The organism is Leifsonia sp. NPDC014704, assembly GCF_043083605.1.
GTDB lineage: Bacteria > Actinomycetota > Actinomycetes > Actinomycetales > Microbacteriaceae > Leifsonia.
In genome coordinates, this window is sequence record NZ_JBIBYW010000003.1 from 71,516 (window position 1) to 84,991 (window position 13,476).

16 protein-coding genes are annotated in these 13,476 nt (G+C 64.4%); 13 read left to right on the forward strand and 3 right to left on the reverse strand.

From position 1 onward, the window contains the following. The first annotated feature begins 4 nt into the window (after nt 1-4). The 7 genes from ACF1AJ_RS19395 (at nt 5) to ACF1AJ_RS19425 (ending at nt 6,908) form a co-directional block, all read left to right on the forward strand. Nucleotides 5-526 carry a hypothetical protein gene (locus ACF1AJ_RS19395; protein ID WP_301220634.1) on the forward strand — a complete coding sequence of 174 codons (522 nt, stop codon included), beginning with the start codon at nt 5-7 and terminating at the stop codon, nt 524-526. After that, nucleotides 526-1,491: a hypothetical protein gene (locus ACF1AJ_RS19400; protein WP_301220635.1), complete on the forward strand. Its 966-nt coding sequence runs from the start codon at nt 526-528 to the stop codon at nt 1,489-1,491. The genes ACF1AJ_RS19395 and ACF1AJ_RS19400 overlap by 1 nt, the downstream gene beginning before the upstream one ends. Continuing rightward, on the forward strand, nt 1,488-2,627 hold the full coding sequence (locus ACF1AJ_RS19405) for a S9 family peptidase (RefSeq protein WP_301220636.1): 1,140 nt from the start codon (nt 1,488-1,490) through the stop codon (nt 2,625-2,627). The genes ACF1AJ_RS19400 and ACF1AJ_RS19405 overlap by 4 nt, the downstream gene beginning before the upstream one ends. A 156-nt stretch (nt 2,628-2,783) precedes the next feature. Further along, entirely contained in the window at nt 2,784-3,032 is a 249-nt protein-coding gene (locus tag ACF1AJ_RS19410; RefSeq protein ID WP_301220637.1) for a hypothetical protein, read from the forward strand. Nucleotides 3,033-3,627: 595 nt separating this feature from the next. Then, on the forward strand, nt 3,628-5,274 hold the full coding sequence (locus tag ACF1AJ_RS19415) for a hypothetical protein (RefSeq protein WP_301220638.1): 1,647 nt from the start codon (nt 3,628-3,630) through the stop codon (nt 5,272-5,274). 249 nt (nt 5,275-5,523) lie between these two features. Then, nucleotides 5,524-6,402, forward strand: a complete 879-nt coding sequence (locus tag ACF1AJ_RS19420; protein WP_391508803.1) for a ParA family protein — start codon at nt 5,524-5,526, stop codon at nt 6,400-6,402. Continuing rightward, on the forward strand, nt 6,399-6,908 hold the full coding sequence (locus ACF1AJ_RS19425) for a hypothetical protein (RefSeq protein WP_363324715.1): 510 nt from the start codon (nt 6,399-6,401) through the stop codon (nt 6,906-6,908). Before ACF1AJ_RS19420 ends, ACF1AJ_RS19425 begins: the two co-directional genes overlap by 4 nt. A 21-nt stretch (nt 6,909-6,929) precedes the next feature. Here ACF1AJ_RS19425 and ligD read toward each other — a convergent pair whose 3' ends face one another. Beyond that, the gene (gene ligD, locus ACF1AJ_RS19430; RefSeq protein WP_391508804.1) at nt 6,930-8,795 is read right to left on the reverse strand and encodes a non-homologous end-joining DNA ligase; all 1,866 of its coding nucleotides are present in this window, start codon (nt 8,793-8,795) and stop codon (nt 6,930-6,932) included. Nucleotides 8,796-8,852: 57 nt separating this feature from the next. On the opposite strand from ligD, the gene ACF1AJ_RS19435 reads away from it, so the two are divergent. After that, nucleotides 8,853-9,143 carry a hypothetical protein gene (locus ACF1AJ_RS19435; protein WP_391508805.1) on the forward strand — a complete coding sequence of 97 codons (291 nt, stop codon included), beginning with the start codon at nt 8,853-8,855 and terminating at the stop codon, nt 9,141-9,143. Continuing rightward, a complete protein-coding gene (locus tag ACF1AJ_RS19440) occupies nt 9,140-9,904 on the forward strand; it encodes a DUF5677 domain-containing protein (protein ID WP_301220646.1) in 765 nt (254 codons plus the stop codon). The genes ACF1AJ_RS19435 and ACF1AJ_RS19440 overlap by 4 nt, the downstream gene beginning before the upstream one ends. A gap of 105 nt (nt 9,905-10,009) precedes the next feature. Here the strand turns inward: ACF1AJ_RS19440 and ACF1AJ_RS19445 are convergent, their stop codons facing one another. Further along, nucleotides 10,010-10,354, reverse strand: a complete 345-nt coding sequence (locus ACF1AJ_RS19445) for a hypothetical protein (RefSeq protein ID WP_301220647.1) — start codon at nt 10,352-10,354, stop codon at nt 10,010-10,012. A 234-nt stretch (nt 10,355-10,588) separates the two neighbouring features. On the opposite strand from ACF1AJ_RS19445, the gene ACF1AJ_RS19450 reads away from it, so the two are divergent. The 4 genes from ACF1AJ_RS19450 to ACF1AJ_RS19465 all read left to right on the forward strand — a co-directional run bounded on the left by ACF1AJ_RS19450 (nt 10,589) and on the right by ACF1AJ_RS19465 (nt 12,693). After that, a complete protein-coding gene (locus tag ACF1AJ_RS19450; protein ID WP_301220648.1) occupies nt 10,589-11,209 on the forward strand; it encodes a hypothetical protein in 621 nt (206 codons plus the stop codon). Between the two features lie 75 nt (nt 11,210-11,284). Next, nucleotides 11,285-11,599, forward strand: a complete 315-nt coding sequence (locus tag ACF1AJ_RS19455) for a hypothetical protein (protein ID WP_208042430.1) — start codon at nt 11,285-11,287, stop codon at nt 11,597-11,599. 177 nt (nt 11,600-11,776) lie between these two features. Continuing rightward, nucleotides 11,777-12,199, forward strand: coding sequence for a hypothetical protein (locus ACF1AJ_RS19460; RefSeq protein ID WP_301220649.1), 423 nt, complete (start codon nt 11,777-11,779; stop codon nt 12,197-12,199). A gap of 257 nt (nt 12,200-12,456) precedes the next feature. Further along, nucleotides 12,457-12,693, forward strand: a complete 237-nt coding sequence (locus ACF1AJ_RS19465; RefSeq protein WP_301220650.1) for a hypothetical protein — start codon at nt 12,457-12,459, stop codon at nt 12,691-12,693. 87 nt (nt 12,694-12,780) lie between these two features. Here ACF1AJ_RS19465 and ACF1AJ_RS19470 read toward each other — a convergent pair. Next, on the reverse strand, nt 12,781-13,476 hold a 696-nt coding region (locus tag ACF1AJ_RS19470), incomplete at its 5' end, for a hypothetical protein (RefSeq protein WP_391508806.1).

The following is a 13,476-nucleotide window of genomic DNA, read 5'->3' on the forward strand; positions in this document are numbered from 1 at the left end:
ATCAATGAGCGTCAATTCGGGGACGCCCCATGGTCGAACGCCTGCAGACATCGCGAAGAACGCACAGCGGAAGTTCGACAGCCTCAATCTCAACACCACTACCTCCACCCTCGTCGACATCGTTGGCCTCGTCGTCGATCGACTTGGCAAACCGATCGCGATCGAGCCCATCGGCGACAAGAGCTGGGCAACGGTCACCGGCCTCTGGGTCGATACCGCCGAACGGCATCGCATCCTCATCCGCAAGACGGACACCCCGCTGTATCAGACGCACGTCGTTCTGCACGAGCTTGCACACATCCTGTTCGAGCACCCAGGATGCAAGACCGCCCGAGCCACCGCTCCGGGCGTGCCGATCGACGCGACCTCGGCCGAGGTCCGAGCCCGCAAAGTGATCGCCTCCAGCTCCAGCGAAAGCGCGGTCTCAGACGCCGTACTCGAGGGAGAAGCAGAACATCTCGCCTTCCTCCTGTCACGGGTCCTTCTGCGGCCCAAGAACGACTCCGACGAGCGGGTTTTCGGCTGATGCACGAACTGAAAACAGTCGCGACCATCATCCTCGCTGCAGTCTTCGTGCTCCGCACTGCCTCAGCGATCCGCGAGCCGCGCAGCCGACTGTCCTGGCTCGCCTCCGGCGTCGGAACCCTCGCGCTGCTCACCCTCGGCACCGTCATCCCTCAGCGCACCATCGACGGGTGGCTGGGCGGCGAGAACTGGATCAACCTCGCCCAGAACGTCCTTTGCACCGTCGCCTTCTGGCTGGTCACTCAGGCGGCAATCTCCCAAGACGGTCAGCGCCGGCGACTGCGCTGGTGGCCGCTCGTGCTTGCGTTGATCGCCTTCATCATCCCGTTCCTCTTCATCACCGAACGTGGCGCGACGGACTCGAGCTTCATTCCTCATCACACCGGTCAGACGGCGATGTGGCTCTACGCGTCGATCTACATGGCAACGATCGCCGCGATCTCGTTCGAGCTGCTTCGAGGGGTGGCGACCCGACCCGCTCGCGCCTACTGGTTCTTCCGAGTCGGCGCAGCTCTCGTCATCCTGGCCAGCGTCGACGAGATCGTCTATCTGACGCTCGCGCGCTTCCAGATGGCATCGCTCGCAGTGATCCTGCTCCTCAACAAGGCCTTCGACCCGTTCTTCTACATCGGAGTCATCCTGATCGTCGTAGGAATCGCGTCATTCACCGCTGCCCGGTCCGTGCGAGCGCTGCGGCTTCAAGTAAAGCTGTTCCTGCTGGGGCGCATACTGGCACGTCGTGGACTTCAAAGCCCTCGCTCTGTCCCCTCCACCGACACCTTGGGAAGGGTCTACGACCACGTGATCACGATCCGTGATCTGGAGACCATGGACGAGATCACGCTCAGCCGGACGGAAGTGATGCTCGTGGATGGTTCCGAACGCCTCGTGGCGAGCAGCCTGCACAACGCGCCCCGCGAGTCGATGGTCGAGTCCCTCACGATCACGAACGGAGCTCCGGCATGACGTGGATCCTCATCGCCGTCGTCGCGATCATCATCCTGGTCGCCGTAGCCACCGTTGGTCTGGCCGTTCTCCTGGCACGCCGAGTCGTGATGCCGCGGGCAGCCAAGCTCACCACCATCCGTGGCGTCGACCTCGACGCCGGAACCATCACCCTCGAGGCGGATCGTAAGACCTCGCACGCTGGAAAATTCGGGCTCTGGACTGACGGCGACGGTCACGCTTTGGTCGGCGACGTCGTTCGTCAAGACGAGGCTGACGGGAGCGTGACCCGTCAGCTGCTCGAAATCGACGGGGAGGGCCTTTCACAGGCCGCCCAGGGCCGATGGACTGGGCACGTCCTCCGCTCGCCCGCCGTCCTAGGTCGCAACGATCGCGAGGTCCTCATCCCCGTCGATGGCGGTACCGCGCCCGCCTGGCTCATCGAGCCGGAAGGAACGCCGTCGACGACCTGGGCGATTCACATCCACGGCGTGCGAACGACGCGAATTACCGCCCTCCGCACGGTGCCGGCAGCAGACCAGCTCGGCATGACCTCACTCGTCGTTTCCTTCCGCAGCGACACGGAGGGGCCGGATGTGGCCAACGGGGCATCCATGCTCGGCACCACCGAGTGGCCTGACGTCGACGCAGCCATCACGTACGCGCTCGAGCAAGGGGCGGAACGCGTCATCCTCTTCGCCTGGTCCATGGGCGCCAGCATCGCGCTGCTTCTGACTGAGCGATCCCAGCATCGAGCAGCGATCACCGGCCTAGTGCTCGTCGCACCATCCACCGACTGGCGAGCCGTCATCCGCCACGGGGCACGCAAGGCACACCTGCCTCGATTCCTCGCCTCAGCTGCCGCAGCAGCCCTGGGGGGACGCCTCAGCAGCCGAATCGTCGGCCTCCCCTCCCCCATCGACCTCGACGCCCTCGACTGGACACGCAGCACCCGCCTGCAAAAGCCCACGCTCGTCATCCACTCCGACGGTGACACTGAGATCCCCGTGAGCCTCAGTCGGGCATTCGCGGCCGCCAACCCGCGGCAGGTCACTCTGGTCGAAATCAACGGCGCAGAGCACGCATGGGAGTACAACCTCAACCCCGAGCTGTTCAACTCGACTATCACCGGGTGGGTCCACTCCACGACACGCTAACGGGGGTCGTGAATAGAGACAGTGGCAGTCTCTATATCCGGTAATGTGCTCACCATGCATAACTCCGGAGCTAGAGAAACGCCGGATTCCGCCGTCTCCGCCAACACGCCCGCGAGCCTGCCGTTAACAACGGAGTTAACTCGGGATACTCGTCGCATGACCCAGGTAGCGAACACACCGCGCAAGCGTAACCGTGGGCGCGCAGGCGAAAAGCGCGTACGCCGCGAAGCCTTCCTTTCCGAAGACTTCAACGAGGACCTGAACGACGCGCTGGAAGCCTCTGGCGGAGTTTCGTTCGCCCTCTATGTCCAGGGTGTGCTCAACAGCCTCCGCGACGCTGACGGCAAGCTCCCTGTGGTCAACATGACCCTCGACAGCCAGGAGGCCCATAAGGCAGTCGCTTAACGAGAAAGGGCCGCCTCACGGCGGCCCGTCCCAGGTTTTCACTCTGGAGCTCAAACCCATCCTCGCCAAAGTTTCGGCTTGAGCTTCTTCCCAAATAAATCCGGATCGGCCCGGAGGCTTTTCCGTACCCTCTGAGAGGAGTTGGCAGCATCGTAACCCAGATTTCGGGTTCCTGCACGTGCGCACGCGATCCGCGTGTCGGCGTGTCGGCCACAAAGCGCTCCGTTGCCCGTCTCGTCGACGTCGAGCTCCAGCTGTCCCTCTCCCCCGTTTCTTCCCCGTCCCGAGTTGCCACGACGTTGTGCGCGGCCGCTGACGGGTCACGTCCTGCACGCTCGGTCGACCTGGTCGACGGCGCGTGCGCGCAGCTCCTCACGGTGAGGAGGACGGTCCACCTGATCTAGCGCAGAGACCGCGGCCGGCGCCAGACGCCCGCCCTCACCCGTACGGGTCGGACCGCATCGCGGCTCCGGCACATCGCATCGAAGGAACGCCGAGTCACAGTCGGCGATTTTGGTGCGCCCGAAAACAGAGCCGAGCACATACCGGCAGCTTTGCTGCGCCCATTTTCTGGCCGTGGAGGTCACCAGAAGCCATGAGAACACCAGTCGCACCCGTGCGCGGCCGCCATGGCGCGGCCAATGCCGGCGACCGCTCATGGCTGCCCACGCCCGGCGAAGTCGCCGAGGCCCTCCATGCCCAGGAAGCCCGCGATACCCTGCGGCCGCCGTCCCTCAGAAGCGAACCGGCGCCGCGCAGCTGGGCGATCCACGTCCCGGCCGAGGAATGGGCGAAGATCCCCGCGTGGTGGTCGGGAGGGCACTGGTTCGACGCGCTCCTGGACTGGACGCTCACCCCCGAGCGGGAGAAGGCGCGGCAGCGCTGGCACGTTGCCGACGCCACGCTGCTGGCGATCGCACACGTGCTCCGGTACGCCGCAGAACCCGCCACCGGCCGGCACGTCACTCTCTCCTACGCCACGATCCGCGCCCGCGTCCTGGCCAACACCGAGGCTGCCGAGGGCCGCACGATCCGGTTGAAAGCCGACGAGAGCGTCCGCCTAGCCATCCGCACCCTCGAGGCCGGCGGATTTGTCCACGTCCACGCCACCGGCCGGAACCTGCTCTCCCGGGAGGAGAAGGCCGAAGCGTTCGAGACGCACGGCGCCCACCAGGAGCAGGCTGCGAACGTCATGGCGTTGACGCTCCCCGCCCTGCAGGCTGTGGATAACTCGGCACCTGTAGATCCCATTTTGGGCCTAACCGCTTCCAACCCATCAAAACCTTCTTCCTCGGTAGATCTAGAACAACAATCCCCAAGGGGAATGGAGCGCGCTCCGCGCGCCAGGCCCAATAGGAACAAGGTTTTAGCTGACAATCCGTCAACTCCCGTCCCCGAGAAGGGGCGATCCATCGACAGACTCCGTCTTGTCGCGCACCTGGACCGCCACTACGGCGGCGTACTCGCCGGTCCCCGACTCGGAAGGTCAGGAAAGCTCCTCACCCGCCACATCGGCCAGCTCGATCACGCCCTCACCGCCGCAGGTGTCGACCTCGACGCCTGGACGTGGTGGCAGATCGCAGACCTCGTCGACGCCCGCCACTCCGGCGACAAGACCACAGCGCAGCAGCGCATCGCCGCAGCGGCCGACCCGCTGCGCTACTTCATCTGGATGGTCAAGCAAGTCATCACCCCCGGCGAACAGCCCCGCACCATCATCCGCACCACCCCCGTCGACCACGCCACCCCCTCCCCCGCCCGAGCCGAGGAATCCCAGCGGCCGGCGCCGCTCCCACCGGTTGAGCGTGAGCGGGTGGACGCCACCATCCGCGAGATCCACCGCCAGGCCGCCGACGACCTCCAAACCCAGCGCACGCGACGGGCACTCGACCGCAGGCGCATCACTGACGTCCTCCTCGGCGAAGGCATGCACCCCTCCGACTTCCCCACCGTCGTCCGCAAACTCCACACCGAAGTCCAGCAGGTGCACGACCTCCTCACCAACCGCGGCTGGCAGCTCGACCACCACGAACTCGACCACGGCAACGTCCTCTGGACCAATCCCCGCAGCTCTGCAGACGTCGAGGACCACGAAGACCTCAACGCCATCAGCACGATCCGTTTCACTCCCCCAGGCACCGCCGACGACCGCGAAACTTATGTGCTCAATACCGCCGGTCAAGAACACACTGACAGTCGCATCAACCTAGGCGCCCTCATCCGCGCTGCGGTCTCGATGTAGGGCAGATGCTCGGATTGACAAGCAAGCTAAGCAACACAAGCAAGCAATGAAAGCCAAACAATAAACACAAGACAAGAAAGACTTGTGTTTATTGTGTTCCTTGCCTTATCGTCAGATCGGCGAGTCGCACTGACAAGAAAAGCAAGAAAGACAAGACTTGAAAGGCAAGTGTTTCGGATGAGGAGACTGATGGGACCCCGTGTTCTAAGGCGGAAGCTGCTCGAGCTGTCGAAGCGCTCCCGAGTGTTCATGTTCGGCAACCACAAAGGGGGAGTGGGCAAGACCACGGTTGTGTTGCAATTGGCGGCCGCGCTGGCACGGATGGGCTTCCGGATCCTTGTAATCGACATGGACCCGCAGGCCAACCTGACTCGGCGCATGGGCCTTGAGTACGACGAGAATGATCCGTTCTCTACCGTGTCAGAGGCGGTCAAAGAGAACAGGGAAGGCGTGGGGGCAGGAGTCGTTCTGGGCGTCAACTGGAACGACGAACGCACGGGCCAGCCGACCTCCGAGGCGGAACTGATCGACATCATCCCAGCGCGATTTGACCTCATCAACCGTGAGCAGGAGGCCGGCGCCGTTGGTGCGGTACGCCGACTGAAGAAGGCTCTGACCGGGTGGACGAGCCATTACGACTTCATCCTCATCGACACTCGGCCAGACCTTGGCCACCTAGTGCAGCTCGCCATGGCGGCGGCCGACGAGGTGGTCCTGGTGTTCGAACCCGACTACGACACTGTGGCCGGCGCAATCCGAATGCAGGAGTTCGTCGAAGAGCACGGGGAAGACCTAGGCAACCCAGAGCTTCGAGTCGGCATGGCGTTCGTAAACCGATATGACCGCAGCTCCGAGCAGGACTACCAGCTCGCTGGACTGCCGGAATCGCTGAAGTCCAAGCTGGTCGAGCTGGACGCAGGCGGTGCAGTCGTCGGTCTGGACGACGGGGGAGAGGACTACCGGCTCCCCAGGTACATACCCCGTATCGCACGCATCAAAGAAGCCGACGGGGCAGGTGTATCCGTCAGCGAGTACCGCAACCGCAAGGGCCGTGAGACGACCGCAATCTTCGACCGGTTGGCTGAGAAGTTTGTCGAACGAGTCATTCGAGAGGCGGAAGCCGCATGAGCCCTCAGCGACGCAGACCAGGTGATGTCCAATTCCCCACCCTTCCTCCGGCGGTGGAACCCATCAACACCGGCACGGAAGTAGTGGACGAAGAGCCGGGCGCGGTCCCTGCTGCACAACAGAGTGCAGCCCCACAGGCCCCTGATGCCGGGCAGTTGACGTCGGGGGAGGCAAGGGACGTTTCGGGGCCCGCAGCAGGGGAGCAGGCGACTCCGCGGTCCAAGAAGACCACCAGTCGTACCCCGAAGCTCCCAGAGCCAGGTGCGGATGAAGACCCGAACGCCAAGGTGCCGACGACACTCCAGCTCAGGGCGTGGATCCGACAGCGGGCGCAGACTGCGGTCTTGCGAACGGCAGGCATTGAAGGTGGCTACACCTCCATGCAGGCTTTCGTAGAGGGAGCCATGCTGCGGGAGCTCGACCGCCTGCAGCGTGAGTTCAATAACGGCGAGCCATACCCGCCCAATCAGCAGGGCTTCCGTACGGGGCGGCCACTCGGAAGTTAACTGGAAGCGGGCCCTCGACGTCTAGCGGATGTCTCGGGGGTCCGCTTCCGGCCGCGCCCGGACGAATCGGGCCGCGTGTCGGATCGTTCCCCCTACAACAGCGGTGTCGGCGGAGATCTCGACTGTGAGTGGTGCGATGAGGGTTAGCTGGGTCTCCCGTTTCGGCTGGAAGCGGTCATAAGTACGAGAAGAGATCACGGTGGGCCACGGGTGGCCTTCGGCCGCCGGCTGCAGCAGCGGTACGAGGGCGCGCGCTGCGCCGGGCTTGATCGGTGCGGTGCGCCCGATGATGCGCAGCTCGCCGTCCTCGTAGCGGCCGAGGATCAGTTCGCCGGGCTGTGTGAGCGACCCGGTGACGGCGCCGGCGACGACCTCGAAGGTGTCGCGGTGCTTGACCTTGATCCAGTCGCGCTGGCCTCCTCGGTACGGCTGCGCGCCGCCCTTCACGACCAGGCCCTCGATGCCACTCTCCGGCAGCTCGTCGAACCAGACTCGCGCGACCGACAGGTCAGTGGATGCGTCGATCACAGCGAGCGGCGTCCGCCAGCTGGCTGCAGTCTGTTCGAGGACGCGACGTCGTTCGTCGTAGGGGAGGGGGCGAAGATCGCGGCCGCCGGCGGCGAGAATGTCGAAGACGATGTACTCGACCGGTTCGTCGTCGACAAGCTGCTGCAGGCGGCGCTTGCTCGACGAATACCGCCGTTGCAGCGCATCGAAGTCTAGGCGGTCGTCGTTCCAGCGAACGAGCTCACCGTCGAGTACGACGCCGGGGGAGACCTGCGCGGTGATCGCTTCGGCGACATCCGGGAAAGAGTCCGTCAAATTCGTCTTTTGCCGTGACCAGAGAGTTACGCGGTCGATGTCGACGACTGCTGCGGTACGCCAGCCGTCGAGCTTCGGCTCGTATCGGCTTCCTCCGGGCAGTGCCGCGGCCTCTGGGAGGCGTTCGGCGGCTTTAGCGAGTGCTAGGTCGATCTGCTCGCGTAGCGCCTCAGGCGGCCGTACAGCGGGGGAGGGGTCTAGGCCTGCGAGCAAGTCGCCGACCTCTTCGAAGCGATCAAGCACGTCGGTGTAGCTGAGCTGGGACAGATTCGGGGCCGCGATCTCGTCCCACGTGCGCGGCGCCGCCGCGAAGGGGCGCGGTGTCCCGCGCATCGAGTACGGGGAGATCGTGGTCTTCTTTCCGTTGTTCTGCGACCAATCGATGAAGACCTTTCCGACGCGATGCTCTTTCAGCATCCTCGACACGACCTCGTCGGGATGATCTGCCTCGAGCGCGCGAGCGAGCTCGTGCGCAACGTTAGAAACCTGGTCGGAGGTCAGTCGGCCGTCGAGGGGAACGTAGACGTGGATGCCCTTGCTCCCGGAGGTGACCGGGAAAGTCGGCAGCCCCATGTCGTCAAGGAGGGCCTTGGCCCAGAGAGCGACCTCGGCGCACTCGGACAGACCGGCGCCCTCGCCGGGATCGAAGTCCAGCACCATCCTGGTCGGCCGGCGCTCAGTGTCGAACCGCCACTGCGGGACGTGCAGCTCGAGCGCCGCGCTCTGGGCAAGCCAGACGATGGTCGCTCGGTCGGCGACGACGGGGTAACGCTTCTCCCCACCGGAGTGGAGGATCGCTTCACGCAGTACCCAATCGGGAACGCCCACGCCAAGGTCCTTCTCGAAGAAGGACTCGACGGGTGCGGCCGCGGTGCCTACACCGTCCGGCCAGCGCTTGCGGGTCACCGGCCGCTCTGCGAGGTGGGGGAGGAGAGCCGGCACGATGCTCGCGTAGTAGTGGATGACGTCGCCCTTGGTGGTCCCGGTTTCTGGATACAGCACCTTCTCCAGGTTGGTTAGACGCAGGCGGCGGCCGTCGACGTCGACGAGCGGGGTCGCAACCATGGCATGACCGTACCGCCGTGTCCCTCTGCAGACGAGGGCCCCACTACGCTGTCGCGCGTGGCTCTAGTCGCCTTTCCGCCGGCCGCGGCCGACGTTCCGCTCATCCACGCTGCGCTGGGTGGGCCGCCTCCCGCGCGATGGATCAACCCCGATCACATCACGAGTCTCATCCCCGTTACCCGGCAGGGCGAGAACGACGTTGAACTCGTGGTCGACTACAAGCTGCAGGGTCTGCCGGAGGGTCGGTGGCACCTCGGCCGATATCCCGACGTCGACCAGGCTCACGCAGCTTGGGGGCAACTCATCCAGCACATCGCTGCCCACTCCAATGATCCGAGGCGTCAATGAACGATCCCTCTGAACCTCGACCGACCGAGGGCGACTGGATCGCCTGGATCCGAGAGGCGTCCGAGCTCATCGACCGCGACGACTTTGTCGTGAGAGTCTCCGACGAACTTGTGTTCAAGCAGCTCTGGGGTATCTGCGTCCAAACGATCAGGCACGCGCGCGCCTATGTGTTGCTGGTCGACGCAGAGTTCGAACGCGAGGCGATGGTGCTCGCGCGAGCGGCGCTGGAGCACGCGGTCACGGCCCAGTGGGCGTTCCATCGGAACGACGGACTCTCAAAGCTGCGGGTCTCGATGATCCGCGATGAGAAGGAGAACATCGAGATGGTCGGTAAATGGTTCAGCGACGATGGGCTGCTCGCCACGGCCGCAGCGATCACGGTCCCGCAGGGGAGGGGCCTGCCATCGTTCACTGACATGATGCGCGATCTCGACGAAGAGCGCTTCCTCGAGAACTCCTACGGCAGCCTGTCTCTCGCAGTGCATGTACGCTCCACCACCCAGACCTCATACTTCGCCGGCGAGGCCGAGGACCTGTTGCTACGCCACGAACCCTCGCATGCGCTGCGAGGCCCGGCGACGAACATGGCCGCGATGGCAGCCATGCTCGCCGTCGCGATCATCATGGAGCTGGTCGATGATCAGGCGGCGCTCACCCGGATCAATGAGGAGTCGGAGAGGCTGAACCTGCCGCCCACGCTGCGCCCAGGGATATCTGAGGCGAAGCGCCGCCCCGGTCCGGGGGAGAACACTCCCTGGTAGGGCTAAATCTTCACGCAGTTTGCCAATGCGCGGGTTCGAGGCCGGCCCGCCATCGAGCCTTGTCGTAGCCAACGCAAAGCTCAGCCCTCGCTCGCGGGCTGAGCGCTAGAGTTCGGCCCGCTTCCGGTCGAGGTCGATTCCACTCCGCGAGTTGAAGTCGGTCGGCTCAGTGACCGTGTATGGGGGAGCCTCGACCGTGGCTAGGCGTGGTGGTCGATGGTTAAGGTACAAGCTCTCCCATGTCTCGACGCCGTCGACGACAGGCTGGGCGGCAGCTTTGACCTTCCGCCCACGCACCGCCGAAATGATCCGGATGATCGTGCCGATCGCGACGACGGTCCAGAACGCGATCGCGAGATAGAGGCCCGTCGGCGCGCCCACGACAAAAGCCCAGGACGCCAGCGCAGCCGCGAGCACGAGCCCAATGAGAACCCAAATTGTGGGGCGCATTCATCCTCCTCTCTTCCAGAGTAACTCTCGAAGGGGCGAGTGGGTAGACGGCGGAGTCTAGCGAAAGCGAACCGATTTCACAGGACTCGTTTTCGGTGACCGTGATCCATAGCCTGACCAAAGGTTCCGTAAGTCGACCGGCGGGGGTTCGGTCGCTGGATGTGATGGAATCTCGCTCGGGAGCGGCAGCTCACGAGGCGGTCGATGCTGCGCGGGATCCGTAAGGAGCAAGGAATGCAAGTAAGAACGAGGAAGTTCGCCCTTGGTGTCGCTGTTGTGGCGGCAGCGATCAGCACGCTGGCAATCGCGCCCGCAGCCAATGCCTCGCCGGCGCCGGCAGCAGCCACCCAGGCGGTCACTGCAGACGCAGCGCCGCCTACAGTCGCCCTGGACCCGTCGACGTTCTCCGGTCCGCTGGTGATCGCCGTTCCGTCCGGCCACGAGGTCGTCGTGAACGTCAAGGCGGGGGACGCTCCGAAGGTCATCGCTGATGTCCAGGCCGCGGACCGGGCAGGCAAGACTCAGACGCTCGGAAAGGTCATGGCGCCGATGTCTGGCTGCGGGGAAACGGTGCGTTCGGTCGCCGGCCCTGGGACTTGGTGGACGAGCGTTCAGGGGTGCGCGGTCGCCGGATACAACGGGTACAACCGGCAGTACCACTGGGAGAACGGTTCGGACGTCGAGCTGTGCACCAACGGGCGCGGCTACAACTCCAGTCACGCGGCCGCCTGGTACTCGACAGGCTGCTCCGGTGGGGACTACAGCGTTCCGTGGGGCAACGTGTTGGCCTACACCCAGATGCAGGGATTCTCGCTGTCCGGCGTAACCGGGGCTGCATACCTTTGGCGCGCCTGACCCACATAGGGTGAAAGGAGCCGGCTCGTTGAAGAAATGGCGAGCCGGCTCCCGACCGTAGGAGGAACCGAAACGATGAACTCGTCCAAGCTTCGACCCAATGTCGTTCTCTGGTGGGGTGTCGGCCTGGCCGTTGTCGGCGCTCTGCTCGTGATCTTTGTCCCGAGCCTCAGCTACTACCTCGTCGACTCCAGCAACTCGGCCGGGGGAGTAAGTAATGGCCTGCTCTCGTTCGTGGAGATCCTTGTCCGCGTGCTCGGAGCCATCCTGCCCACACTCGGCATCGTCCTCATCGGCGCTTCGATCGTCATGGCCTACCTCCGACAGCTGCTGCGGCCCACCTTGGGCGCTATGGTGACCGCGCGACGGCAGTCGATGGAGACGGATTAGGTCTAGGAGTCGCCGTCTGCGGTCCGCATCAGCTTCTGAAATAGTTCCCCGGGCGCCGACTCGAGAAACCCACGCCACGGCGTGGGTTTCTGCGTTCGCCGTGCGAACTCGGCGAGACATTGAGGCGCTTCCGGATAGAGTCCCGCTGTGCCCTGGGTATCAGTAAACGGTGCGGGGATGCTCCTGCAGACTCTGCCGATCGCCATTCTCATCATCGCAGTAGAGGCGCGTGCAACGGCGCGTCAACCGCGAGTGAAAATCGGCAGGTTCATGTATTCGCGCTATTCGGCTCTCTCGGTCGGATTCGGTGCGTTCGCAGGCGCTATGGCAGCCTCATTGTGCTGGACTGCCGTCAACGATGGCCGCGCGATTCTTGGGTGGCAGGCCTGGGTTGTGCAGATTGGGGCCATGCTTGGATTCCTGAGCGCCGGCTACGTCATCATCGAGCTCATCTTTCAGCTGATCGCTGCAGAACACACCGGTCTTGACGCCGTTGAGAGGGGTGCGACACCCGCATCTGGCCGGCCCGCGAATGAGCGCAGCGGCAAGGGCCATCCCACCCCGCGCCGGGAGCAGCGGAAGAAGGGCAAGCGCGGTTGAGATCCCGCAAGCCATAGGGGTGAGCCCAGCCGGTCGTCGGGCCGCCGCACAGAGTGCGCATGACTACACCTCATGTACGACACCGAAAGGACGGCCGCCACTTGGCCGTCGCCACACGCTCTTCCCGGAGGGCCGCCAGCGAGCTCGTGGCCAACATGGCCAACATTGTCACCATCCTTACCGCCGTGGGAGTCCCGCCCCTCATCCCAGCAGTTATGTCTGTCCCCCCTGCAACGCCGGTGAGTATCGTCGAGCAGATGGGCGACGTCGACGGCCTTGAAGAGTTTGGCGGACTCGCGCGCTGGCGCAACGCGCTGCTGCGCTTCCCCGGCGGGCGTACAGAGCCTTATCGCATCGTCGCGATGGACGGCCGCCTCCCGAGCGAGTTCAAGCGCCCGCTGAACGAATCACGGACCACCTATGAGACTTTCGTCCTCACGAGCAATGACACGGACGTTGCCGTGTATGACTGGCGCGACATCGAGGAAGGGTAGACCGGGTCAGCCTCACGAGTGCGGCTTCGAGTGCAGCGCTTGACCACCGCGCTCGGACGGCGACCCAACGCTCCTCGCCCACCTGGCTCATTCGTCAAGGCGGAGGTAGCGCGCCTCGACGTCGTGGTGGATCTGGTCCCGCAGACATTCGGCCGCATAGATGAGCTGATTGAGCTGCAGGATGACGGCGAACCGGACGGTGGCCGTGTCCGAGACGTTCGCCAATCGCTGCGCTCGCTCCGGATCATCATGGAAGGCAACACCGTAGATGTAGTCCATGGCGATTTGATCATCGCCGAGGAGGCGCCCGGGGCCGAGCCCGTTGTCTTCCTCCAGGCGACCGGAGTACATCACCGGGGAGGTCAGCTTTCCGTCCCTCACCACGGCGTTGACTAACTGCGACAGTTCGGTCAGTTTACGAGCGCGCTCTGGCCCAACCAGCGATTTGTAGGCCTTGAGAACTGAGGGCAGATAGCAGGTGTCCTTCTGAGCGAACAACGCTCGACAGTCAACGATGGCGCTTTCCAGGATGCGCCGCTCCAGGTCGGGGGTCTCCAGGTCCGAGACCGCGAAGGTTCCATCACCCTGTGACTCCCAGGTGATAACGAGACCGAGAGTGCGGCCGTACTTTTCCCGGAGTGCGATGATCGGATTGTCGGGAAACCGATCAGCGACCCGTTCGAGGAAGACCCGGATCCGCGCCCGGTGGGTTGCCGCAGCGCTGTCGGATATCGCCATGCTGCGACGATATCGCCGTGCTGGCGGCACGCGGTCACTGTCGCT

What these genes read in the sequence shown, in the direction of transcription:
- ACF1AJ_RS19400 (WP_301220635.1), top strand. Translation starts at nt 526, where the DNA reads ATGCACGAACTGAAAACAGTCGCGACCATCATCCTCGCTGCAGTCTTC.
- ligD (WP_391508804.1), bottom strand. Translation starts at nt 8,795, where the DNA reads ATGGTTGCGACCCCGCTCGTCGACGTCGACGGCCGCCGCCTGCGTCTA.
- ACF1AJ_RS19425 (WP_363324715.1), top strand. Translation starts at nt 6,399, where the DNA reads ATGAGCCCTCAGCGACGCAGACCAGGTGATGTCCAATTCCCCACCCTT.
- ACF1AJ_RS19460 (WP_301220649.1), top strand. Translation starts at nt 11,777, where the DNA reads ATGCTCCTGCAGACTCTGCCGATCGCCATTCTCATCATCGCAGTAGAG.
- ACF1AJ_RS19465 (WP_301220650.1), top strand. Translation starts at nt 12,457, where the DNA reads ATGGGCGACGTCGACGGCCTTGAAGAGTTTGGCGGACTCGCGCGCTGG.
- ACF1AJ_RS19440 (WP_301220646.1), top strand. Translation starts at nt 9,140, where the DNA reads ATGAACGATCCCTCTGAACCTCGACCGACCGAGGGCGACTGGATCGCC.
- ACF1AJ_RS19410 (WP_301220637.1), top strand. Translation starts at nt 2,784, where the DNA reads ATGACCCAGGTAGCGAACACACCGCGCAAGCGTAACCGTGGGCGCGCA.
- ACF1AJ_RS19445 (WP_301220647.1), bottom strand. Translation starts at nt 10,354, where the DNA reads ATGCGCCCCACAATTTGGGTTCTCATTGGGCTCGTGCTCGCGGCTGCG.
- ACF1AJ_RS19420 (WP_391508803.1), top strand. Translation starts at nt 5,524, where the DNA reads ATGTTCGGCAACCACAAAGGGGGAGTGGGCAAGACCACGGTTGTGTTG.
- ACF1AJ_RS19405 (WP_301220636.1), top strand. Translation starts at nt 1,488, where the DNA reads ATGACGTGGATCCTCATCGCCGTCGTCGCGATCATCATCCTGGTCGCC.
- ACF1AJ_RS19415 (WP_301220638.1), top strand. Translation starts at nt 3,628, where the DNA reads ATGAGAACACCAGTCGCACCCGTGCGCGGCCGCCATGGCGCGGCCAAT.
- ACF1AJ_RS19450 (WP_301220648.1), top strand. Translation starts at nt 10,589, where the DNA reads ATGCAAGTAAGAACGAGGAAGTTCGCCCTTGGTGTCGCTGTTGTGGCG.
- ACF1AJ_RS19395 (WP_301220634.1), top strand. Translation starts at nt 5, where the DNA reads ATGAGCGTCAATTCGGGGACGCCCCATGGTCGAACGCCTGCAGACATC.
- ACF1AJ_RS19455 (WP_208042430.1), top strand. Translation starts at nt 11,285, where the DNA reads ATGAACTCGTCCAAGCTTCGACCCAATGTCGTTCTCTGGTGGGGTGTC.